This is a genomic window from Sphingobacterium siyangense, assembly GCF_023277505.1.
In the GTDB taxonomy this organism is placed as follows: domain Bacteria; phylum Bacteroidota; class Bacteroidia; order Sphingobacteriales; family Sphingobacteriaceae; genus Sphingobacterium; species Sphingobacterium siyangense.
Window position 1 is genome coordinate 4,150,259 of sequence record NZ_CP080574.1, and the last position, 22,724, is coordinate 4,172,982.

Genomic DNA, 22,724 nt, shown 5'->3' on the forward strand with positions numbered 1-22,724 from the left:
ACATCTTTCATAAGGAGAGCACTTGATCTGTTCGTAAAGGCAGACACGGTCATCCAAAGTAAAAAAACACCAATTGCATGCGTCTATCCAAATAAGCTGTACTTAAAATTTGGTCAAAACCGAAAGATGGCTTGATCAAATCTAGACTAAAATACTGTAATCGAAAGAGCACCCGATACAACCATAGCTCGAATAAATAGTATAATTCAATAAAAATTTAAAATAAAACATTAAATAATATATGTTTTATTTTAAATTTCATTAAATTTGTGTTAATCAAAAAAAAATCAATTATGAAACTATCCACTAATAACACAGCGCGATATCTCTACTATCTTTCTCGCGTAGTAATGGTATTCTATGTCCTATTCTTGGCATCAAATTTATTTTCATCCGGCATACCTGTCGCAGGTAGCGGTCTCAAAGCTTATGGGGTTTATAATGTTAATATAATACCCAAAGCCGCAGATGGCCCAGCAAATCAACAAAAGGATGTTTCTCAAACATTGGATCACTGGTTCAAGGACACATTGATTATCAGTCCTTACCATGCGAAGGGCTTCGTTCAGTTGAGATTTCAATCCCTGAAAGAATTACTTTCCTTCTCATCTATTCTTTATCAAACCGCACAGTTATGTTACTGGATTCTAATTGGTTTATTAATTCTCGTTGTTCAGAAACTTTTTAAATCGTTTAGTAATAATACATTTTTTACGGATAAAAATGCTTCATTAATCGTTTTCAGCTCATTCTGCCTAATGCTTTTGCCTGTTATGAGATGGATTACACAGGAATTTTTCCTTAATTGTATTACAAAATTAAGTTTAAATAGTTCGGACTATATGTTACACAATGGAACACATCTTTTCGATACGGAGACAATCATTGGATTAGTATTATTAGCTTTTGGCGCAGCTTTTAAATCCGGTGTCGTCTTAAGTAGGGAGAATGAATCCTTTATTTAATTAAACATGCCCATTATAATTAATTTAGATATTGTCTTAGCCAAGCGTAAAATGTCTTTGACAGAATTATCGGAGAAAGTCGGTTTAAGCCTTGTCAATCTTTCCATCTTAAAAACAGGTAAGGCTAAAGGCGTCCGGTTTGAAACCTTAGAAGCCATCTGCAAAGTACTGGACTGCAAACCTGGAGACATTCTTGATATCGAGTAAACCAAAAAGATACAGAACAGTATAGTGCCAAATTTCTCTTTATCTCAAAATTAAGCTAACATAGAAACGGGCAACTCCTGTTTTTACAGGAAACCGCATCAGCTGGCACCGTGTTCTAATGAAACCAACAGCTTCATTGCATTTTTCTCTTTTGTGGCAAGGGTTTTGAGAATTTCCGATGCCTGTTGCACGTCATCGAAACTGATTGTCTCCGCAATTTGATTAAACAATTCCGACAAGGATGTCCACAATAATGCAATCTGCACAAACTCATGATGAACCTCAGCGATCTGCTCTATTTCGAGCAGATCATAACTTTCTTTTATAAAGTCGCGATATAGATTTTGAAACAAGGCGCCGCCAGTACCTGCGTTTTCCATCAAATTTGTAGCCATTTTAAACTCACTTTCAATCGCATGACTCGTCTTGTACCATTTGGTCAATTTCTCAGCAGTCTTCAAAATTCCTTTATATGAAATGTTGCTGATGGGCGGTGCAAGATATTCCTTTGCATTATTGACCATTGCAGCAATCAGCACTTCTTTCAATTCCAAATCCCTACCACTACCTGCTATCGTGTAATACAGATTTTTAGACGCCATAGGCCCCTTCTTAGCCCTAGCTAGCGCCAAACTCGCAATGGATGTACGCGCGCTTCCACCCTGCTGCCGCGTATCCACCAGATAGGCATTATCATGGTCATAGCCATAAATAGCTACATAATGACCCGCGAAATGAAAGGGGTTTGCAAAATACTCCAGATGATAGGCGTCGAGTTTTAAGCCTACTGGTTGCCCCCTATCCAAGAGCTGTTGTACAGCCCGCCAAGCTTTTACTTTTGAAGAAGTTTCATGAACGCTGAGGTTTAGACCGAGATTTTTGCAGATATGCTGCGTCAGGAGATCTGGTTTTATTCGTCCGCCCAAAAATGGAAAGTCCATGGTTTTCATTTTCCAGTAGATAAAACTGAGCCCTTCCCCTAGTCCAAAAAGCATCGGCTCCGAAAGCTCAATGCCTATATGGGCCAGTAATGTACCTGTTGCCGTTGTTTCACAATGCTGCCCATCAAATGGTCTAAGATTTTTCATAGCATTCTTTTTCACAAAATTAGAAGCTCGATTGACAACTAGATGTCAACAATAAAGAAATCCGCTTTCTGTAGGCTTGTATTGAATAAATTTATCCCATTAAGATTAGAAATTGTAGTAACTATTCAGCGTCATCAATAAGTTTCATAATTTTCGGTTTGTCACGGGCGGAAAAATTAGATTAAGATAATATTCATCAGTCTCTTCCCAGCCATTAACTGCGGAAAACAAAACATCAAAATATATCCATGATGCATACTTAATCAAGTTGCGTAAAAATTAGCCTTATTGAGATGAAAATATAATACACTTGTAATCTGAACACTAAATTACGACTACATCAAGTTTTGCAATATAATAGTATATCAGATAATCGTGGATTCTAAAGATTATTGAATGCGCTCTTCCAGGATCTTTTATAAAAAAATTAGAGAAAAAAACATAAAAAATAAGTTTTTCTATATATTTAAGTAACCATATATATAATAAATTATGAAAAAAAGATTAAAATTCTCTCAGTAAAAAAGCAGAATCATTAAGAAGTGTTGAATTAACATTTTTAAATGGAGCAATTAAAGAAACGCTTTACTTAAAAAATGGCGTCTGGGTTCCAAAAACAGAAAATATCATCAAAAGAGAATATAAAGATTCAAAAAGCAGCCAAATTATATATGGCTATACTTATTTAAAATCTATTGGTAAAACTTCTTCCGCCATAAATAAAACTGCTAAATCTCCGATCACAACATCAACAGGTTTGTATGGCTGGAACGGAAGATGCTTTGTTTGGGGGACATTAATTCGTAATGAAGAAGGAGTAGAACTATTTTTCCCCGCAGATTATACAACACAAAGTCTTTTAAATATTTGCCCTGGCCCAAATGAGGCTTTTGCAAAGGTTCCGAAAAATTAAATTTAATAAATTATGAAAAAGTTCAAACTAATCTATCTTTCAATATTATTTTGTTTACTGTTCTTTAGCAGATTATATAGTCAACAGAAAAATGATATGGCTATGTTAGAGAATAAAAAAGAATCTCAATATATTCTCAATAGCTTATACAAACACAAAAACAATAAAACTTTGATACTCTACAATAATAATTTTTACAGTTTAAATAATTTCAATTTGATAGATACACTCGCTAAAAATGAGAAACTGAATTTTAAACTAATTAACAAATCTGATTCAATTAAAACACTAATCTCAAAAGAAGTAAAATCTATTATTATAGTAAAGTAATAATACTACACCAAAAATCATCCTGACCAACAAATGTTTTACTGAAAGCTACGATTTCTCAAAACGTCGACCAGCACAACGAGGGTGTAAACTGAACTGTGTCAAATAAAGAATTTCTATATTTAGACACAGAATATGAGTAAAGACAATTTTGACTTCGAAAGCTTCAAAGAGGAAGCAATGAAAGGCCTTTATGATGGCAAGAAAATGGGCGGTACAGACGGAGTTTTTGCTCCGATGCTGAAACACCTTCTGGAAAGCATGTTGGAGGGAGAGCTGGACCACCACCTACAGGAGAATAGAGCTTCCGGAGAGATCAACCGTAAAAATGGGAAGACGAAAAAAACGGTCAGGAGCCTTCAATCAGGACATTTTGAACTGGAGAGCGGCCGGGACCGAAACGGTACATTCGAGCCAAAAATAGTTCCTAAACGACAGTTGATTATCACTGACGAACTGGAAGGCAACGTTATAGCGATGTATGCCAGGGGCATGAGTACGCGGGATATCTCGGGTTATGTTAAGGAGATGTACGCCATGGATATATCTGCTACGGAGATCTCCAATATTACCGACAAGGTTATCCCTGCCCTGAACGAATGGCGAAACCGTCCGCTTGAATCGGTATATCCCTTTGTTTTTCTGGATTGTATGCATTATAAAGTTAAAGACAATGGCAGTGTCCAGACCCGTGCGGTGTACAATATACTTGGGGTAAACAGGGATGGTCGTAAAGACCTGATCGGCATTTATCTTTCGGAAAATGAAGGGGCCAAGTTCTGGCTTTCGGTACTGACCGATCTGAAGCAGCGCGGCGTAGAAGATATTCTGGTTGCGTGCGTCGACGGATTAAAGGGTTTTCCCGATGCTATCGAAGCTGTTTATCCGAAAACCCAGGTACAGCTTTGCATAGTTCACCAGATACGCTCAAGTCTGCGGTATGTTCCGGAAAAAGATAAAAAAGCCGTTGTTGCAGATTTAAAGCCTATCTATCAAGCAAATAGTCAGGATCAGGGCTACGAAAAACTATTGGAGTTTGATGAGAAATGGGGCAAGAAATATCCCTTATCTGTAAAAGGATGGCTGGATAATTGGGGGAACCTCTCTACTTACTTTGAGTATTCGCCCGATATCCGCAGAGCTATCTATACGACAAATGCCATCGAGGCGATGCACCGGCAGGTCAGAAAAATTACAAAAACCAAGGGAGCATTTACATCCGATCAGGCTCTATTAAAGCTAGTTTACCTGACCATCAAGGATATATCAAAAAAATGGACCATGCCTATTCGGAATTGGGGATTGACAATGCAACAATTACATATTAAATTTGGGGACAGGATTAAAGCCTTCGGCAACTCCTTTTAGGGTTCGCTCTCGAGGCTTTCAGCCTCCGAGAACGAACCCTAAAAGGAGTGATGTGACACAGTTCAATTTACACTACCAGCACAACATTTGTTAACCGCTATAGTATGTACTTACCAATCCTCAGAAGATCGATGAAACATTTACACCTAATATAAATCCATCATAAAGGCAGGATCTCTTCGCGCACTTATATCTGTTTTCCGAAAAAATACGTTTAAATCTTCAGTTTGAACAGCAGCAACATCATCTATTTCTTGCTGCTTAAACCAGACTCAAATTATATAATTCATGTTTCATCTTCTCCTTTGGGGGAAGTTAGCATTTCTTGCGATATACTTTTTTTTACATAATGTAGCCCCATCCCTATTTTCTCTTTTAATTTTTTAGCTGCAACAAAAGAATATCAGCTGGTAACCAAACTAGGATTTTTTACAGTGATTGTTCAGTGATTGTTCAGTGATTGTTCAGTGATCGTTCAGTGCAGACTGAATAAACAATGACTGATTACTGTCTAAACATAGACTAAAAATTGTGATTATGGATTACCTGATATTAGCATATCTTCTTTTTAATGCTTATCTTAATTATGTATAAGATAACCAATAAATTATGGCAATTATCAAAAATGGCGTTAATGGGACTGTTTCCGGGAAAGCAGGCTCTGTTGTATTTGTGTCGACTAAAACAGGAAATTATGTACGCTCTCTCCCTCGCGTTAGAAAACGAGAGCCCACACCTGAACAACTGCTGAGTAGAACACGCTTCAAAACTACGAGGTCGCATATGAGCGTGTTAAACCCAATCATCAATATGGGTTACAAGGCATACAGTTATCCGAAACGGGCCTATGATGTCGCAATTTCTTATAATTTGAACCATGCGCTTATTTAGGAAGAGAACGGTTTTGTAGTGGACTGGCAAAAATTTATGATTGCCAAAGGAAGCCCTAATCCCATCACTTCCTACACGATGGATTTCGATCAAGAAAACCAAGTACTTCTGGTTACTTGGGAATATAACGCCTATCTGGAGCAGAAATTTGACATGGGAACTTATGATTCGTTCTTATTCCTATATAATGCAGCGGATATAATGCAGCGGATAATGGGGCTGAATATCCATTTTTGACGAATGAGGCGAAAAATAGCTTAATAGCTTGTAGACAAAATATTGATATACCGAAACATAAAAAGCAAGTGACCTATGAAGTGTATATCTTTTTTGTAGAGCGCTATGGAGGAGGTAATACAGACAGTATGCACTTAGGTAAGATAAAGGTTTGACCAGTACATAAAAAAGCCAGTTTTCTACGAAAACTGGCTTTGATTTCTTTCAGGAAAAAGCTTAAGAAGCGCTCTTCTCCGTATTGTTAGCAGCTTTAGAAGCATCTAAAGCAATTGCTGATTTATCAAAACGGATTTTTACACCCGAACCTACATCGACTAAGAAAGTAGTTTCTGATACTTCTACAATACGGCCATGAATACCAGCTGTAGTAACAACTTTAGAGTTCACACCAAGTTCTTCAATATATTTTTTGTGATCTTTTTGCTTCTTCATCTGCGGTCTGATCATAAAGAAATAAAATACCACGATAATCAAAACCATTGGTAAAAAACTCATCAAATTGCCTCCCGCTGCTTGTAATAATACTGTGTTCATCTTCTATTATATCGTTTAATAATGTGTTATTTTGCTAATACTTCGCCTTTGAGCTGCACCGTTGTTAAGCCATTGGAAGCATTCGATTGAATCGTAATGATTTTCTGCTGTTTACCAACCTGTCCTTCACTATTGAAAGTTACATGGATCTCAGATTTTCCACCTGGCAAAATAGGGCTTTTCGAAAACTCAGGTTGTGTACAACCACATGAAGCAGTCACTTTCGAGATAATAACAGGTGCATCACCCGAATTTTTCAACACAAAGGTATGTTTTACCTGTGCGCCTTCTTTCACCTGACCGAAATCAAATGCAGCCTCTTCAAATTCTACTTTTCCCAATTGTGCTGCTGCCTTAGAAAGGCTATCCGCAGCTGCTGTTTCAGTCGCTGTCTTGGTTCCCTCTTCTTTTCCTTTTTGTGCATTTCCACAAGAAAATAAAAGTACTGCCGACAAAGCTAAAACCGAATATTTGCCAAAGTTTTTCATTCGTATAAATTATTTATGCGTTTGGTTTTAATCTCTTAAACCACGACCTGCCTTCTGAATTCTTCCTTGTTGGTTCAGATCGTTCAGTATTTTATCCAAGATACCATTGATAAATGTATTACTTTTCAATGTACTGAATACCTTAGAAATTTCAATATACTCATTTATTGTCACTTTCACTGGAATAGATGGAAAATTAACCAATTCACATATAGCCATACGCATCAATAATGTATCCATTAAGGCAATACGATCTGATTCCCAATTCTTCGTTTTATCAGAGATAAGTTTTTGATACTCATTTGTATTGCGGATAGTTTTACCCAACAATGCAATGACATAGTCGCTATCATCATTCCAGTTTTGCGTAATCTCTGCAAGTTTATTTTTACGTGGATCTTCAGAACTAAAATTCTTAAAAGTCTTCGCAATCAAAGCTTGCAATACTTCTTTATCTACCGGCCAGTTGATGAATTTTTCTTCAAAAACCTGCTCTATAACCGGCGATTTCAAGATGATCTTTTTAAAGATATGCTTGATGATATCTTTTTCCGTACCGATCGAACGATCTTCTTGTTGCAAGTACTCCAAATAAGCTTCAGAATCCTTTAACTGCAAAAATACAGTACGTACGATCTCCGGATCAAAGCTCCAGGAAATCTTATACTTTTTGACACCTTCTCCATATTGTGGATTTTGTCTCAATGACTCAATAAAAGTGTTTGTACTTAACTTGGTCGTTAAAGACAAGTCTTTTTCAGTTGGTAAAAACTTATTGGCCCTACCCTCTGCATCTATTAAGACATAATCAGATACTTCATCTAAAAGATTCAGTGTCCACATATACATCTCATAAACTTCATCCACATTTTTTAATAGTGCTTTCTCAAATGTTTTGATGTCTTTATCTTCCGAAAGACTGTACGCATAAAGCGTTTGCACTACTTTTACCCTCAGGTGTCTCCTGTTTAACATAGTAATTTTAAAGAACGATTTTTTATAAAATAATAAATAAGAACGATTTTGGGATGAAGACTATCTCTTGATTTTTTTAATATCTTGGATACGCTTCTCCGCGATGCGATTGGCCGCTTCAAAAGTAGAGATATTCTCTTCTTTTGATTTTTTTAACACGTCTCTAGTCGCATTATAAATATTTTTGATCACAAATTCAGTGTGATCTACGCCATAACTTTGAATTTCTGAATAACAGCCGATTAATGCACCAGCGTTGATCAAATAGTCAGGAGCGTATAATATACCTCTTTCATGAAGGATAGAACTTGTAACAAGTTCATCTTTCAATTGATTATTGGCAGAACCAGCAATAATTTTGCATTGCATTTTCTGCGCGGATTCTGGATTTACGGTACCGCCTAATGCACAGGGAGAATATACATCAAATTCGTGATCGAATACTTCACCGTAAGGTATTGGTTCAGCTTTGTACTTAGCCGCTACTTTTAGCATTTTTTCTTCCGTAATATCGCTTACATATACACGCGCATTCTCTTCACGCAACATCGCAATTAAACGCTCACCAACACCGCCTACTCCATGTACAATTACTTTTTTACCAGCAACATTTTCCGATCCGTATAATTCCTTTAAGCAGGCTTTTATACCGAAATAAACACCTTGAGCAGCGAAAATCGAAGGATCACCAACGCCACTGCCATGAATTGCTTTTGGTAAACCAGCAACATGGTCAGTTTCGGTATAAATATGTTCTAAATCGCGTTGTGTGGTACCTACATCCAAGGAAGCAATGAAATTTCCATTCAATCCTTCAATAAACTGGCCCAAACGGCGCAATAAAACCTCAGATTTGTCCAAACGGCTATTCCCAATAATAACAGCACTACCACCGCCTAAATTCAATCCAGTGATGGCTGATTTATACGTAATGGCCTTGGATAAACGTAAAGCATCCTCAATAGCTTCTTCTGTACTTTCGTAAGGTAACATACGAACCCCTCCTATCGCTGGCCCTAAGGTTGTATCATGGATCGCAACGATAGCTTTCAAGCCCACCAATTCATCATTACAGAAAAATAAGTTTTGATGGCCAGACTGGCTCATCAATTCAAAAATAGAATTTTGAGATGTTGACATAAAATGTACTACTCTAATTTGTTTTAATTTTTTAAGGTACTTGATGCAAAAGTAGGAAAATTATTCGTTGTGCATAACAACTTTTTTTATCCAAGACTTAACATTTGATTTCCGAATGACAGTAAATTCACTCAAATCGTAAAGCATTTTGATGAATTAGTCCTACTTTTGTATTCGTAATATGAAGGATCTCGCCTACTTAAATAAGTACTTTTATAAATACCGCTGGAAACTGGTTCCAGGGGTTATTTTTGTTATCATCTCCAACTATTTCGGGGTATTGCCTGCAAAGGTAATTCGCGAAGCATTTGATTTGGTACAGGAAAACATCTATCTATACCGTCTATTTGATGGTTTCGACAGACAGGAACTCATCTACAAGGTATTTGGCACCAGCCTCCTGTTTTTTGGTTTCGTCGTCCTCCTACTGTCGCTCTTGCGGGGCATATTTTTATTCTTTATGCGTCAGACGATTATTTTAACCTCGCGTTATATTGAATACGACCTCAAAAATGAGATCTATAATCACTACCAAGATTTAAACTTCGGTTTCTTTCGGAAGAACAATACCGGAGATCTCATGAGCCGAGCCACCGAAGATGTCAATCAGGTACGTAACTACTTAGGCCCCGCCATCATGTATGCGATCAATACGGTAGTTTTATCGATCATGGTCATCTATGCGATGTATAGCGTCAATGGACGATTGGCTACTTATGCATTGGCGCCAATACCGGTCCTATCGGTTATTATTTTATTTGTCAATAGGATTATTAACAAGCGTAGCTTAAAAATACAGAAACAGCTGGCGAACCTTTCTTCTTTCGTGCAGGAAACTTTTGCAGGTATACGCGTCATCAAGACCTATACCAGAGAACAAAATAAAATGCAGGAATTTGAGAAGGAAAGTACCATTTACCGCAATACGGCTCTTGATCTCGTCAAAGTACAGGCTGTTTTCTTTCCGCTTATTCTATTGCTGATTGGGCTCAGTACGGTAATCACCATTTATATTGGTGGAATTGAAGTTGCCAAAGGAACAGTCACTGCCGGAAATATTGCTGAGTTTATCATCTATGTCAACCAGTTGACTTTCCCTGCCATGTCTTTGGCTTGGGTTACATCATTGGTACAACGTGCTGCAGCCTCACAAAAACGCATCAACGAATTTCTCCATACTGAATCTCCAATTGTTAACGGAACAGCTACCCAAGAACTAGCGGGTGAAATCAGGGTTGATGGGATCTCCTTTACCTATCCAGAAACAGGTATTCAGGCGATTAAAAATATATCGTTCCAAATTCCGGTTGGCAAAACACTTGCTATTATCGGAAAAACAGGATCCGGAAAATCTACGCTGGCCAACTTACTCCTTCGGATGTATGATATCGACAAAGGAAGTATTCATTATGATAGTCTTGAAATTAAAAACCTTGATTTCAAAAGCTTGCGCCAACAAGTTGGATTTGTCCCACAAGATGTTTTCCTATTTTCAGATACCATTGCCAATAATATAGGCTTTGGTTTAGACCACTTTACACAGGAACAAGTGGAACAGGCCGCCAAAGATGCCGCTGTATACGACAATATTATAGCTTTTGAAGATGGATTTGAAACTGCCGTTGGGGAACGTGGTATCACCCTCTCCGGTGGACAAAAACAACGGGTATCCATCGCACGCGCTTTAATTAAGGAACCCAAAGTATTGATTTTTGATGACTGTCTTTCCGCCGTGGATACAAAAACAGAAGAAACAATTCTCCGTTCGCTAAGCCGCATCATGAAAGGCAAGACCTGTATTTTTATTGCCCATCGCATCTCGACGATCAAGAATGCAGACCATATATTGGTGATGGATCAAGGCGAAATTGTAGAACAGGGTACACATGCTGAATTGATGGAGAAAAGAGGTGAATATTTTGAACTCCATGAAAAGCAATTACTGGAAAGTGTCGAAGGATAATTAAAATATCCCTGAATTCAGCTAAAGGATAGAAGGGATATCTCTCCTAAATTTGTCTTAAATATTTAAGTCAAACATTTTACAATAAAGGATCATGGAGAGAACCCCTATTCAGAAGGCTACGTCAAGTGACGGAAAAACAATTGCTATTATTTCTTACTTAACCATCATCGGCCTTGTTGCTGCCATCATTATGAACAACAAGGAAAAGACTGCTTTAGCGCAATTCCATATCCGACAAAGTATAGGCATTTCAGTAACAGGAATGGCTTTGGGACTGTTACGTTTTGTTCCGGGTATTGGCGGAATCGCCATTAGTATTGTTGGATTGCTCCTACTTATTGCTCTTATACTAGGATTAATGTCCGCATTTTCCGGAGAGCGGAAACCACTCCCCTTCATCGGTGAAAAATACCAGGAATGGTTCAATATGATCTAATCGACATTTTCAAGACATGGAGCACCTTCCCATCAAAGATGCTCCATGTTATCGTTTTTTATGAACGTTCTGCCTTTAATTGAACATAGCGCATCTTTAGCTAGCTTTCATATCGGGCACCGCTTTCTCTTCTTTAAAAAACAGGGCAAATAGCACAAGACAAAAACCAGAAATACTTGCAGGAATAAACCAAAGATATTCCCAAAATTGAGCAGCATAAGCTGTTTTTAGATAATCTGAAACAGCACCGGCAACCCAAAATCCGATCAGCATCCCTACACCATACATCGCAATGGTAATAAAACCCTGTGCAGAAGCCTTGTATTTTTCACCAGCAATTCGATCGGTATAGATCTGACCCACTACGAACATAAAATCATAGCAGATGCCATGCAATAAAATTCCAAATAGCAATAAGAATGACCGTTCCTGTCCGTCGCCGTAAGCAAAAAACAAATAACGGAGTGCCCAGGCCGCAATGCCCAGTAAAATCATCTTTTTATACCCTAAGCGTCTAAAGAAAAATGGAATCAACAGCAGGCAGATGGCTTCGGAAAATTGCCCCAACGCCATTTTTGCTGTGGGGTTCGGTATTCCGGCGTTGACCAAAAATGGGTTCGCATTTTGATAATAGAACGAAATGGGAATACAGATGACAATTGCTGTTACAAAAAAAATCAGAAAACTCCGCTGTTTTAAAAGCTTCAATGCATCCAAACCGATTGCCTTTCCAAAATCAAACTTTTCATCCCTGAGTTTCACCTGAGGTGGAGTTTTTGGCAGGGCCAAACTAAAGAATGCCAGTAACAACGAACAAACCGCGCCCATAATAAAGGTATTATGCAAGGCACCTGCCTGTATCGATTCGGGAGCATCCCAACGGAACAAATAACTGATCACGAGTCCCGAACAGATCCAACCGATCGTTCCCCACACGCGTACCCCCGGAAAATATTTCTTCGCGTCTTCAATATGCCGGAATGCGATCCCATTGGATAAGGATAGCGAAGACATGTAAGCCATAAAATAGACAAATACATAGGGATAAAAATGTGTCGCATCGGGTGCCTGCGACATCCCGTAAAGTAGTGCAGCTCCAATGAGATGTAATGCTGAAAGTACCCGCTCGGCATTAAAATACCTGTCGGCGACAAAACCCACAAAAAAAGGAGCAAATACAGCACCAAGGGATTGTGTTGCAAAAATATTCGCGACCTCCATACCCGAGGCATTGAGCGATTTAATAAGGTATGTTCCCAAAGTAACAAACCAGGCCCCTTTGATAAAATATTCTAAAAACATCATCAGGGACAATTGGACGCGTAATACTGGTTTCATCGATTAATTCGTGTTGGAGGTGTTTGTTTTGATTTATTTCATCGGTTTCAATGACCACGTAGACGCCTTATGTTATTGATACACACAACGACAGCGAGCGATACGATTGCTGAAATAACGCGCTCGTTGTCCTCGAGTGACTATCGCTTAAACAGGCTATTGTCTTCAGTTGTCATTGCTCTATACAAGCTCAAATAGAGCTCTATTTTATTCTTATGATTCGGGCAATGCATTTCGCATAAAATTAAGCCAGTTCTTGCTGGCAATCTTTTCAAGATCCGTGTTATCATACCCTCTTTTTGACAGGATACCAAATACTTTTTGGATATCAGCAATCGTTTCCAGATCATAAGGACACTGCTCACGGCCAAATGCTCCGTCTAAATCGCTCCCCACGCCAACATGATCGACATTTCCTGCCAATTGACAAATATGATCAATATTGTTGGCCATGATATCCATGGAGCAATTGCTTGTTTTAGGGTCGGATACACCGCGGACCCAATTCGGTACCATCATCCAAGCATCGAGCGCTACACCGATCACCGCTTTTTTCTCCACAAGTGTCTTAATCATTTCATCACTGAACTGCCTATTATGGTCCACAAATTTGCGGCAATTATTGTGACTGGCCCAAATCGCCCCCTGATAACGTTGTACAGCATCCCAAAAAGCATCATCATTTAGGTGTGTCGCGTCCAATATCATCCCCAATCGCTCCATTTCCTGCAACAACCTTATTCCCTGCTCATTAAGCTTGCCGGATGAATCTGTTCCGTTGGCATATCGACCTGGCCCGTAATGTGCTGGCCCAATCGCTCTTAAACCATAGTTATAGGCTGTTTCGAGATAGCTGATATCCACAATGGAATCGGCACCTTCCAGACTCAGCAGATACCCGATTGGCCTATCGGCATGATCGCCACCATCCGACCAAAGCGCCAAATGTTGGTCCAGATCAGTTTTTGTACAGATCATTTTCATTTGGCCATCGGCTTCCATTGCTTTATACCATGCAAGCTGTCCTTGTGTTTGCGCCCATGCCTGTTCCGGTGAGTACCAGCCTGGTAATGGGCTATCGGGTTTTACGAAACGGGCGATTTGTGTAGCAACAACCAAACCAATATGACCACGACGCAATTCGTCAAAAGTGACTGTTGCCTTAGCACGATCGGGCTTGTCATCCATCCCCTTTTCCCTACGGTTCAGTTCGGTAATCGGCAATCGAAGATCCCGATTCCATTCCATGGCATTCATACTCAAATCCAAATGTGCATCGACCAAAAATGGCATTTCAAATTCGTACATATCAATAATTTATTTTTTTATTTCGCGCATAAACAGTCCAAATTTGATCTGCCTGCCGTTCATTGACAACTTGAAGTTCGCCATAACAAGCTACTGTTGGGCAGATGTGCCTTGGCATGGCATAAAGGGCATCGCCGATATTAAATTGTGCAGTATTGGAAACTTCAACCACCAAATGTTCTTCACTCTGCATTTTTATTTCGCCAATACGCGGATCAAAAAACTTGACGCGGGGTTGCGGCGATTCACATGCAACTGATTTATACCCCAGATCCAAACAAAGGTGCTTGTGATCAACGATAGAAACGACACGCGTCAAAAGTACCGCCGCAAGCATAAAATCTTGTTCTGCGTAATTTTCGGCATAGCCGAAATCCCAAAACACAAACGTTCCGGGACTGCATTCTACATCGCTGCGTTCGGCATGAAAAGGGAAACTTGGCGAACCGCCAATAACTTTAGTCAAAGGTTTAGAAGTAGACCCCTGCGCCATAAGATAGGCGGTTTCGAGTATACTATACGAATGTTGGGATTGCTTTTCGCGAAGTTTATAATCTTTGTCATGAATATGACCGTCATAACCATGCACACCTACCAACTGAATACCTTCCAAAAGATGGATATCCATAACGAGACGCTCAATCCCTTCTAAAGATACTCCTGTACGGCCCATGCCAATATTAACATCGAGATAAACAGCGCTGCGTAAGCTTTTCGACAGACTACGCTTTGAAATCTCCTGTGCTGCATCGACATGATCCACAAGACAGGCAAAATGTGTCTCCGGAAAGGCGGTTACAAGATTCAAAAAACGATCTATCTTTGGCCCTACGGGCTGGTATGCCAGCAAAACATCTTTTGCACCGATAACACCCAATAGTTCAGCTTCTGCAATGGTTGCACACTTAAACTTTGTAATCCCCCTATCCATCATCAGTTGGCATACTTCCCGACACTTGTTCGTTTTGATATGCGGCCGCAATCGATCAGCCCGCCCATGCACAATATGTAAAGCGCGGTCTATGTTCTTGATAATGCGATCAGGATAGACCAGCAAGGCTGGCGAATCGACCTGATCGACATCATGTATATGGCACCAAGTTTCCATACAATTCCGATTAGTATAACTCAAATAATGCTTCGATTTCTACGGGAATATTATCGGGCAAAGAACCAAATCCAACTGCACTACGTGTTCCAATACCATTCTCTTCTCCCCAAACCGCAGCGAATAGCTCACTACAGCCGTTAATTACGCCTGGATGATAAAGAAAATCCGAGGTACAGTTGACCATGCCCAATACCTTGATCACACGCTTGATTTTGTTTAATGAGCCCAAGTTGGTTTTAATGGTCGACAACATGGTTAGACCAACTTGTCTCGCCGCAAGTTTGCCTTCTTCAGGACTGATATCACTTCCAATTCGACCGATAATTAATGCAGCATCATCTTGTACAGGACCATGCCCAGAAAGATACAGGTACTTGCCGTCAATGACGTATGGTTTATAGACACCTTTAGGTGCCGGTGCTGGTGGTAATGTCAAACCTAATTTTTCGAATTGTTCATCTGCGTTGTACATCTTTAACGATTTTAAAGTTTAAAATAAAAGCTAATATAAAATTAATTGCAATAGTAAAACTGCAAGCAGCCCAACAATGGAAACAATCGCCTCCATGATGGACCAGGAAAATAAGGTATCCTTTATGCTAAGTCCAAAGTACTCTTTAAATAGCCAAAATCCGGTATCATTAACATGGGAAAACATCAAACTGCCGGCTCCTATCGCCAACACCATAAGGTTGGGATCCACTTTTCCCCCTGTAACAATCGGTAGCAGCACACCAGCGGCCGTTAAAGCGGCTACTGTGGCCGAGCCGACACAACCTCTGATAACAGCTGTAATTAACCAAGCCAATAGTAGAGGTGAAATCGACAGCTGCTGCAGGGTATTGGCCAATAATAGACTCACACCACTATCCTCCATCACCTGTTTAAAGATTCCCGAGCCAGCAATAATCAGTAGGATCATGGCAATATCTTTCACTGCAGATTCATAGATTTTCATCACATTGGTCATCGATCGCCCCAATTTCAATCCCAATAAATAGGTTGCTACACTGACCGCAATAACCATAACAACGGTGGGGTTGCCGATAAACTTAACTCCCTGCTGCAGCGCTATATTGCTTGTATGATAGCAATAAGGAAGCAATGTAAATAAGACAATGAGCAATACCGGCAGCAAGGCTACAACCAAACTCACGGCCACTGTGGGGCGCAGATACTGCGCTGATTCCGAGTGATCTTTCTCGCGGAAAATTGATTCCTGACTTGCCCGTATATTTTTGAGGCTTCTTCCAAAAATTGGCCCACCCAATATAATAGCGGGTATGGCGATCAAAAGACCATAGATAAGTGTTAGTCCCATATCAGCGTGAAACAGGGCAACTAATGCAACCGGGGAAGGATGCGGCGGAATAAAGCCATGTGTGACAGACAGGGCTGCCAGCATCGGTAATCCAATATATACTGTCGGCAACTTATAGCGGTAGGAAATCGAAAATATCAAGGGGACTAATAAGACAAATCCGATTCCATAAAATAGCGGTATTCCAACGATAAAACCCGTCAACATAAGCCCCCACTGCAGGTATCGCTCTCCCATCAGGCGGACCATTTGCTCAGCAATTATCTCAGCGGCCCCACTTTCAGCAACAATTTTCCCCAACATTGCGCCCAGAACAATGATTAAAGTTAGGCTTCCCATGACGCCTGCAACACCTTTTTCAACTGTACCCACCAACTGTGCCGGTGGAATACCCAAACAAAGTCCGCTGAGTAGGGAAACAACTAAAAAAGCGAGAAAGGCATTGATCTTAAAATAAGTTATGCAAAGGATAAGCAAACAAATGCTGATTACAATGAGGAGTATAGTCATTATATCACTATTAGGTTTTCCCTCAATTTGAGAGCTTGTATAAAATTTGGTCTATTAAATCATTTTTTCATCCTGAAAGTAAGGTAATTTTTCATTTTTTGCAAGAAAAATGAAAAATTAATGAAAATAAAAAAGGTATGGCTTACACCATACCTTTCTGTTTCCGTGACCTATCTCTTTTTGCTTTCATGACCTATCGTCAAAAAAAACCAGCAATAGGCCCTTGTTGAAAATTTATTTTTTAGGGATCTCTTTGAGAATTTCGAGCACAAAACTCCAAAACTTCTGTACCGAAGAAATGGAGACACGCTCTGCAGGCGAGTGTGCCCCCAAGATTGTTGGTCCAAAAGAAATCATATCCATTTCGGGATAGTTTGTTCCCAAGATACCGCACTCAAGCCCGGCATGGCAAGCGACGACTTCTGGAGCTTCACCATGTTGTCTTGTATAAATTGATTTGAGCACTTCTAAAATTTCAGAATTCGGATTAGGTGCCCATCCTGGATAATTGCCCGAAAAATTGACAGTAAAACCACCTAGTTCAAATGCGGCTTTTAAAGATTGGGCTAAATCAAATTTAGACGTTTCAACAGAAGATCTGGTTAGACATTTGATGGAAACCTTTTCCCCGCCTACTTCTACTTTAGCAATATTATTGGAGGTTTCTACCAAGTCTTCAAAATCGGCGCTCACACGATACACACCATTTAAGGACGCATAAACACTGTTGATCAGGTTTTCCTGCACGTTTACTGGAACTACTGTTGCATAAGCAGCATCAGTTTGCTTTACGACAATTTCCATAGCCGGTTCTGTCGTTGCAAACTCCAATTTAATATCCTGAGCCAATTGTGTCAAATTCTGAACAAAGTCAGTTGCTTTATCCTTCGCGATAACCACCTTTGCAACACTTTCTCTCGGAATGGCATTGCGTAGACTTCCGCCCAACAAAGAAGCAATACGCAATCCATAATGTGCATTGGCGCCAAAGAGCAAACGGTTCATCACTTTATTAGCATTGGCAAAACCTTTATGAATGTCCATACCAGAATGCCCGCCATGTAGTCCTTTTACGGTAATTTCAAAAGATAACGTATCAAAGGGACAAGGCTCTGCAACGTAGGACTGCGTTGCCGTCACATCAATGCCCCCAGCACAACCAATATCAATTTCAGTATCGTTTTCGGTATCCAGATTCAACAGGATTTCACCCGAAAGCACACCGCCTTTTAAACCTAAAGCTCCCGTCATACCTGTCTCTTCATCAATGGTAAACAAGGCTTCAATAGCAGGGTGTTCAATAATGGATGATTCCAAAATCGACATGATTGTCGCAACACCAAGACCATTATCAGCCCCCAAGGTGGTGCCCTCAGCTTTCACCCAATCCCCATCAACATACATCTTAATACCTTCATTATCGAAGTCAAAAACAGTATCGTTATTTTTTTGGTGCACCATATCCAAATGCGACTGTAATACAATCGTTTTACGGTCCTCCATTCCCGGAGTAGCGGATTTTTTGATGAGCACGTTGCCAATCTCATCAACGTTTGTTTCTAAACCCAAGGATTTACCAAAGTCTACCATAAAGGCGATCACGCGCTCTTCTTTTTTAGAAGCTCTCGGGACCGCATTCAATGCAGAGAAATTTTTCCAAATTGCTTTTGGTTCTAAACTATTTTCAATCATATCTAAAATTTTTCCTTGGTCAAAGTTACTCCATTTTTATTAGATATCCGTTGATTATTGGTTTAGAATAAAAACAAAAGCCAATCGCTGTTCGTTCTAATACAGGGTATAAACATGAACAAATTAATATGCATAGACCAGTACAAGTTGAACGAAAGGATATTTATTTTAAACCTGATAAAAAGAGAGTGCTAGCACGTTTTTTTTCGTTGGGCGATGATCGCACGATAAAAGTTATTAAACGCATTTTATCCCTTAACGAGGCGCAACGGAAAGAAGTTTTTGGACAGGTTTTACGAAGTTATACGAAAAGACATCGCAGCATTGTTAATATCTTTGAACGTAATTTTGACCGCATAAGCCACTTATTGGAAAAGATTCCATTTCCAAAAGAGAAACTGAGCCAAATTGACAAGCTACTGATCGGCTCCTATTTCACGATGGAATATTCGATTGAATCGGCGGCATTGTTTAATCCTTCCATTATAGAACATCCGGATCAAACAGAATTATTTCGAGGTGAAAAACGGGTTATTTTGAGTTTCAGGGCTACAGGAGAAGGCCATGTCTCTTCGATCGTTTTTCGGTCCGGCACATTGGATGTCGACAACAATATACATATCGATTACGTCGGCAATCTATTGGACAAACCTATGCAAGTCAAAAATCACCGTTATCACAAGGAGTCATTCTTAAAGAAGATGAATGAGTTGCATGCCGAGCCAACGGAAGTTAAGTCCAAACTGGAAGCCAAGCTAACGGAGACATTTACCTACGAGGAACTCAAACGGTACATCGATGAAGTACGGCGCGATAGCGACGAAAACCTGGAAAATGTGACATTTCTACAACAGGCGCTCTGGCTCGCTTCCTCGCATTATGAAATGACTTTCTCCCTGGATACCTCCATTTCAGAACGCGTGATATTTCCGATTGCCGATACCGAAAAAAGAGGAATTGAAGATGCGCGTTTCGTTCAGTTCAAAAACGAAAGAGGTGAGAGCACGTACTATGCAACATACACCGCTTACGATGGATTCAGCATCCTCCCGAAATTACTCACCACAAAAGATTTTTACCATTTTAAAGTGAAACCTATTTATGGTGAAATTGCCAACAAGGGGGCTGCACTATTTCCACGTAAAATAAATGGACGTTATGCCATGCTCTGCCGTATTGATGGTGAGAACAACTACATCGCCTACTCCAATAATATCAATATATGGCAGGAAACGGCAATCCGGATTCAACAGCCAGAATATCCGTATGAATTTGTTCAGATCGGTAATTGCGGTTCGCCGATAGAAACGCAATACGGCTGGCTGATTTTAACCCATGCCGTTGGACCAATGCGTGAATATGTCCTCGGCGCGGCTCTTTTGGACTTGGATAACCCGCATGTGGAAATTGGGCGCCTACATAGCCCATTGATGACACCCAATGACGAAGAGCGAGAAGGCTATGTACCAAATGTCATTTATTCCTGCGGAGCCATTGTACACAACGAACACCTTATCTTACCTTATGCGATGTCCGATTATGCATCAACCTATGCGACCATCAAGCTCGAAGATCTATTGCTCGCTATCTTGAATCCTGATCGTTATCAATAAAAGCCCGGTAAACTACGATATAAGCCAAATAGAAACAAAGGGTGCTCTCCGCCCCTTGGTTTCTATTGATGCCATAGGATTCAAGGCCATCACAGCAACCTTTGGTTTCTTCATCATACAAAGCGAGCCGAAGATCATTCTCGCCCAAAAACCAGCGAAAGGAAGCAATCATACGGGTAAAATAGACCTTTTTATTCGTCAGTCGAAAAGCTTCACGATACATAAATACCATTGCCGTGACATCAAGGGGCTGCTGACCAAACTTGCTGATATGCTTTCCTTGCTTGGCCCATTCTTGGTTTCCGACCAATGAGAGCGCACCGTTTTGGACTGTAATACTTTCGAGAAACTTTAAAGTCGATAGTCCCAACTGTTTTATTGTTTCATCGTTCAAAAAAGGATAGGCCGTCAATAACGCATAGGGCAAAATTGCGTTATCATAACTCAATACCGCTTCAAACCATTGCCAGTTTTCATCTGAGCTTGCTTCGTATTCCCGTACCAGCTTGCCGATAAGTGCCCGCATCAACTCTATCATCACCTCGTCATTGGATTGATGATGCAAATATTCCGCAATTCCCAGTACAGTATAAGCTATCGCCCGGTTGGAACGCAACTGGCCAAAATTTGGCACGGCCCTAAAAAACAGTTCATGCCCCAATTGATAATAGCTTGTCAATTTTGTCTCCCGAAGAAGTACGCCCAATGCCCACATGGTCCGTCCAAAGGAGTCCTCCGAACCGACCTCATCGAGGAAACTATGTTGGAAATTCATAAAATTGTGAAAAAGCCCATCTTCGCGCTGATGATAATAGATATAACTCAAGTAGGTCGAGATGCGACGATCAAGCCTTTTGTCAGCAAAATCTTGCTGCGCCAATAAAGTAACTAAAAGCGCTCTTGCATTATCGTCAAGACAATAGCCCTCTTTGTAGTTCGGTAGAGAATAAGTTGCATGCTGTACGATACCGACCTGATTGGTCAGTCTGTCGATATGCTTCCAGCTAAATTTGGGCATTTCCTCTCTGTTAAATCCGACATTTTCTTTGAGGCTATCGTAGGTAGGAATAATTTTATTTAAAATTCGTGTGTACCGGAGGCCTATATTTTTCCAGGTCATCTCTTTCCCAAATGCGCTGGCATTGTCCCGCAATGTTGTTCGATAGTCCAAATTTGAAAACAAATTTTTGAGCACCTCGGCCATCTTGCTGGAATTTTTAAATTCGACGAGCACTCCCCTTCCATCAGCGAGCAATTCTTTGGCGTGCCAATAAGGAGTGGACACCACCGCAGCTCCGGCACCGATGGCGTAAGATAATGTTCCACTTGTAATCTGTGCCTCATTAACATAAGGTGTAACATAAACGTCGCAGGCGCTTAGATAATCCACAAGATCGGCCTGGCTCACAAAGGAATTAACAAATTGTACGTGTTCCTGCAACTGATAAGCTTCGACTAGACTGCCCAGGTATTCCCGGTACTCCTCACCGGAATGTGCCAATACATTAGGATGCGTTTTACCAACAACGAGGTACAACAGGTCCGGTTCATCCTTGACGACCTCGGGGAGAGCTTCGATCACCATTTCAATTCCCTTGTTTCGCCCCAAAAAACCGAAGGTCAATAAGACTTTCTTTCCGGAAAGCCCCTTCTTAAGTTTTGCAAGCTCATGATCCAAAGTAAACTCTGGAACCCCGTGCTGAATCAATCTCACTTTAGAGGTATTTACCCGATAAATCGATTTGAGTAAAGTGATTGCATAATTGCTCATAACGATCACAATGGATGCTCGCTTAACAATTTCAATAAGAATAGCCTTTTCATCAACATTGGGCTTCTCAAGAATGGTGTGAAAATTTACCAGCAAGGGAATATGTAACGCGTTAATCAAGGACAATATATATGTTCCACTGTTTCCGCCAAATATGCCATATTCGTGCTCCAGTATCACACAATCGTAGCCGTTTTCATTAATATAATTTGCGGCTTCAATATAGGACAATTGATGATGTTGGTCTATTCTAAACACGACCTCACTGGGATAAACATAGTCCCGATCCGCGACCGCAAACACATGTTGCGTCAGCTCCTGATTATGCAGTGCTACAGCATGCAACAAATCTGATGTAAAAGTGGCAATTCCACATTCTTTGGGCAAGTAGGTACTTATATAAGCAATCTTCATTGAAATAATAATTTTGAATATAGCCCGGACAAAGGCAATAGCATCGTGTGCTCCACTATCTAAATGCTTCTCGAACCCAAATTGTTTGTCACAACTGTATGATTTAAA

General features: G+C 40.1%; 20 protein-coding genes. 8 read left to right on the forward strand and 12 right to left on the reverse strand.

Going from position 1 to position 22,724, the window contains the following annotated elements:
• The first annotated feature begins 293 nt into the window (after nucleotides 1–293).
• Both K2F45_RS17415 and K2F45_RS17420 read left to right on the forward strand, forming a co-directional pair.
• Nucleotides 294–965, forward strand: coding sequence for a hypothetical protein (locus K2F45_RS17415; RefSeq protein ID WP_075993281.1), 672 nt, complete (start codon nucleotides 294–296; stop codon nucleotides 963–965).
• 6 nt (nucleotides 966–971) lie between these two features.
• The gene (locus K2F45_RS17420) at nucleotides 972–1,172 is read left to right on the forward strand and encodes a helix-turn-helix domain-containing protein (RefSeq protein ID WP_075993282.1); all 201 of its coding nucleotides are present in this window, start codon (nucleotides 972–974) and stop codon (nucleotides 1,170–1,172) included.
• A 98-nt stretch (nucleotides 1,173–1,270) separates the two neighbouring features.
• On the opposite strand, the gene K2F45_RS17425 is transcribed toward K2F45_RS17420, so the two are convergent.
• A complete protein-coding gene (locus K2F45_RS17425; RefSeq protein WP_075993283.1) occupies nucleotides 1,271–2,260 on the reverse strand; it encodes a BtrH N-terminal domain-containing protein in 990 nt (329 codons plus the stop codon).
• A 1,378-nt stretch (nucleotides 2,261–3,638) separates the two neighbouring features.
• On the opposite strand from K2F45_RS17425, the gene K2F45_RS17430 reads away from it, so the two are divergent.
• The 3 genes from K2F45_RS17430 (at nucleotide 3,639) to K2F45_RS17435 (ending at nucleotide 5,999) form a co-directional block, all read left to right on the forward strand.
• Nucleotides 3,639–4,871, forward strand: a complete 1,233-nt coding sequence (locus K2F45_RS17430) for an IS256 family transposase (RefSeq protein WP_248931878.1) — start codon at nucleotides 3,639–3,641, stop codon at nucleotides 4,869–4,871.
• Nucleotides 4,872–5,480: 609 nt separating this feature from the next.
• Nucleotides 5,481–5,762 (forward strand): DUF6266 family protein, encoded by a 282-nt coding sequence (locus K2F45_RS27515; protein ID WP_075993285.1) that lies wholly within the window; start codon nucleotides 5,481–5,483, stop codon nucleotides 5,760–5,762.
• Nucleotides 5,763–5,798: 36 nt separating this feature from the next.
• The gene (locus K2F45_RS17435) at nucleotides 5,799–5,999 is read left to right on the forward strand and encodes a hypothetical protein (RefSeq protein ID WP_075993286.1); all 201 of its coding nucleotides are present in this window, start codon (nucleotides 5,799–5,801) and stop codon (nucleotides 5,997–5,999) included.
• A 216-nt stretch (nucleotides 6,000–6,215) separates the two neighbouring features.
• Here the strand turns inward: K2F45_RS17435 and yajC are convergent, their stop codons facing one another.
• From yajC to K2F45_RS17455, 4 genes are read right to left on the reverse strand one after another with little or no spacing between them, the layout of a single operon-like run.
• Nucleotides 6,216–6,533, reverse strand: coding sequence for a preprotein translocase subunit YajC (gene yajC, locus K2F45_RS17440; RefSeq protein WP_075993287.1), 318 nt, complete (start codon nucleotides 6,531–6,533; stop codon nucleotides 6,216–6,218).
• Between the two features lie 26 nt (nucleotides 6,534–6,559).
• On the reverse strand, nucleotides 6,560–7,021 hold the full coding sequence (locus K2F45_RS17445) for a DUF1573 domain-containing protein (protein WP_075993288.1): 462 nt from the start codon (nucleotides 7,019–7,021) through the stop codon (nucleotides 6,560–6,562).
• 27 nt (nucleotides 7,022–7,048) lie between these two features.
• Nucleotides 7,049–7,996 (reverse strand): transcription antitermination factor NusB, encoded by a 948-nt coding sequence (gene nusB / locus K2F45_RS17450; RefSeq protein ID WP_075993289.1) that lies wholly within the window; start codon nucleotides 7,994–7,996, stop codon nucleotides 7,049–7,051.
• Between the two features lie 60 nt (nucleotides 7,997–8,056).
• Entirely contained in the window at nucleotides 8,057–9,136 is a 1,080-nt protein-coding gene (locus K2F45_RS17455; protein WP_075993290.1) for a Glu/Leu/Phe/Val family dehydrogenase, read from the reverse strand.
• Nucleotides 9,137–9,317: 181 nt separating this feature from the next.
• Here K2F45_RS17455 and K2F45_RS17460 point away from each other — a divergent pair, with 181 nt between their 5' ends.
• Together K2F45_RS17460 and K2F45_RS17465 are read left to right on the forward strand one after the other, a co-directional pair.
• Nucleotides 9,318–11,099, forward strand: a complete 1,782-nt coding sequence (locus tag K2F45_RS17460) for an ABC transporter ATP-binding protein (protein ID WP_075993291.1) — start codon at nucleotides 9,318–9,320, stop codon at nucleotides 11,097–11,099.
• Between the two features lie 94 nt (nucleotides 11,100–11,193).
• Nucleotides 11,194–11,538: a magnetosome magnetite crystal formation protein family gene (locus tag K2F45_RS17465; protein WP_075993292.1), complete on the forward strand. Its 345-nt coding sequence runs from the start codon at nucleotides 11,194–11,196 to the stop codon at nucleotides 11,536–11,538.
• Nucleotides 11,539–11,634: 96 nt separating this feature from the next.
• Here K2F45_RS17465 and K2F45_RS17470 read toward each other — a convergent pair whose 3' ends face one another.
• From K2F45_RS17470 to K2F45_RS17495, 6 genes are all read right to left on the reverse strand, one after another.
• A complete protein-coding gene (locus tag K2F45_RS17470) occupies nucleotides 11,635–12,876 on the reverse strand; it encodes an MFS transporter (RefSeq protein WP_248931942.1) in 1,242 nt (413 codons plus the stop codon).
• A gap of 213 nt (nucleotides 12,877–13,089) precedes the next feature.
• Nucleotides 13,090–14,184 (reverse strand): dipeptidase, encoded by a 1,095-nt coding sequence (locus tag K2F45_RS17475; protein WP_237241722.1) that lies wholly within the window; start codon nucleotides 14,182–14,184, stop codon nucleotides 13,090–13,092.
• Between the two features lies 1 nt (nucleotide 14,185).
• The gene (locus K2F45_RS17480) at nucleotides 14,186–15,292 is read right to left on the reverse strand and encodes a D-TA family PLP-dependent enzyme (RefSeq protein ID WP_075993293.1); all 1,107 of its coding nucleotides are present in this window, start codon (nucleotides 15,290–15,292) and stop codon (nucleotides 14,186–14,188) included.
• Between the two features lie 10 nt (nucleotides 15,293–15,302).
• On the reverse strand, nucleotides 15,303–15,767 hold the full coding sequence (locus K2F45_RS17485; protein WP_075993294.1) for a RidA family protein: 465 nt from the start codon (nucleotides 15,765–15,767) through the stop codon (nucleotides 15,303–15,305).
• A gap of 30 nt (nucleotides 15,768–15,797) precedes the next feature.
• Nucleotides 15,798–17,126 (reverse strand): GntT/GntP/DsdX family permease, encoded by a 1,329-nt coding sequence (locus tag K2F45_RS17490; RefSeq protein ID WP_075993295.1) that lies wholly within the window; start codon nucleotides 17,124–17,126, stop codon nucleotides 15,798–15,800.
• A gap of 234 nt (nucleotides 17,127–17,360) precedes the next feature.
• A complete protein-coding gene (locus tag K2F45_RS17495) occupies nucleotides 17,361–18,818 on the reverse strand; it encodes an aminoacyl-histidine dipeptidase (RefSeq protein ID WP_075993296.1) in 1,458 nt (485 codons plus the stop codon).
• A 128-nt stretch (nucleotides 18,819–18,946) separates the two neighbouring features.
• On the opposite strand from K2F45_RS17495, the gene K2F45_RS17500 reads away from it, so the two are divergent.
• On the forward strand, nucleotides 18,947–20,431 hold the full coding sequence (locus K2F45_RS17500) for a glycoside hydrolase family 130 protein (RefSeq protein WP_075993297.1): 1,485 nt from the start codon (nucleotides 18,947–18,949) through the stop codon (nucleotides 20,429–20,431).
• Here the strand turns inward: K2F45_RS17500 and K2F45_RS17505 are convergent.
• Complete coding sequence (locus tag K2F45_RS17505) at nucleotides 20,403–22,616, reverse strand: glycosyltransferase family 4 protein (RefSeq protein WP_075993298.1); 2,214 nt, start codon at nucleotides 22,614–22,616, stop codon at nucleotides 20,403–20,405. The genes K2F45_RS17500 and K2F45_RS17505 overlap by 29 nt on opposite strands.
• Between the last annotated feature and the right edge of the window lie 108 nt (nucleotides 22,617–22,724).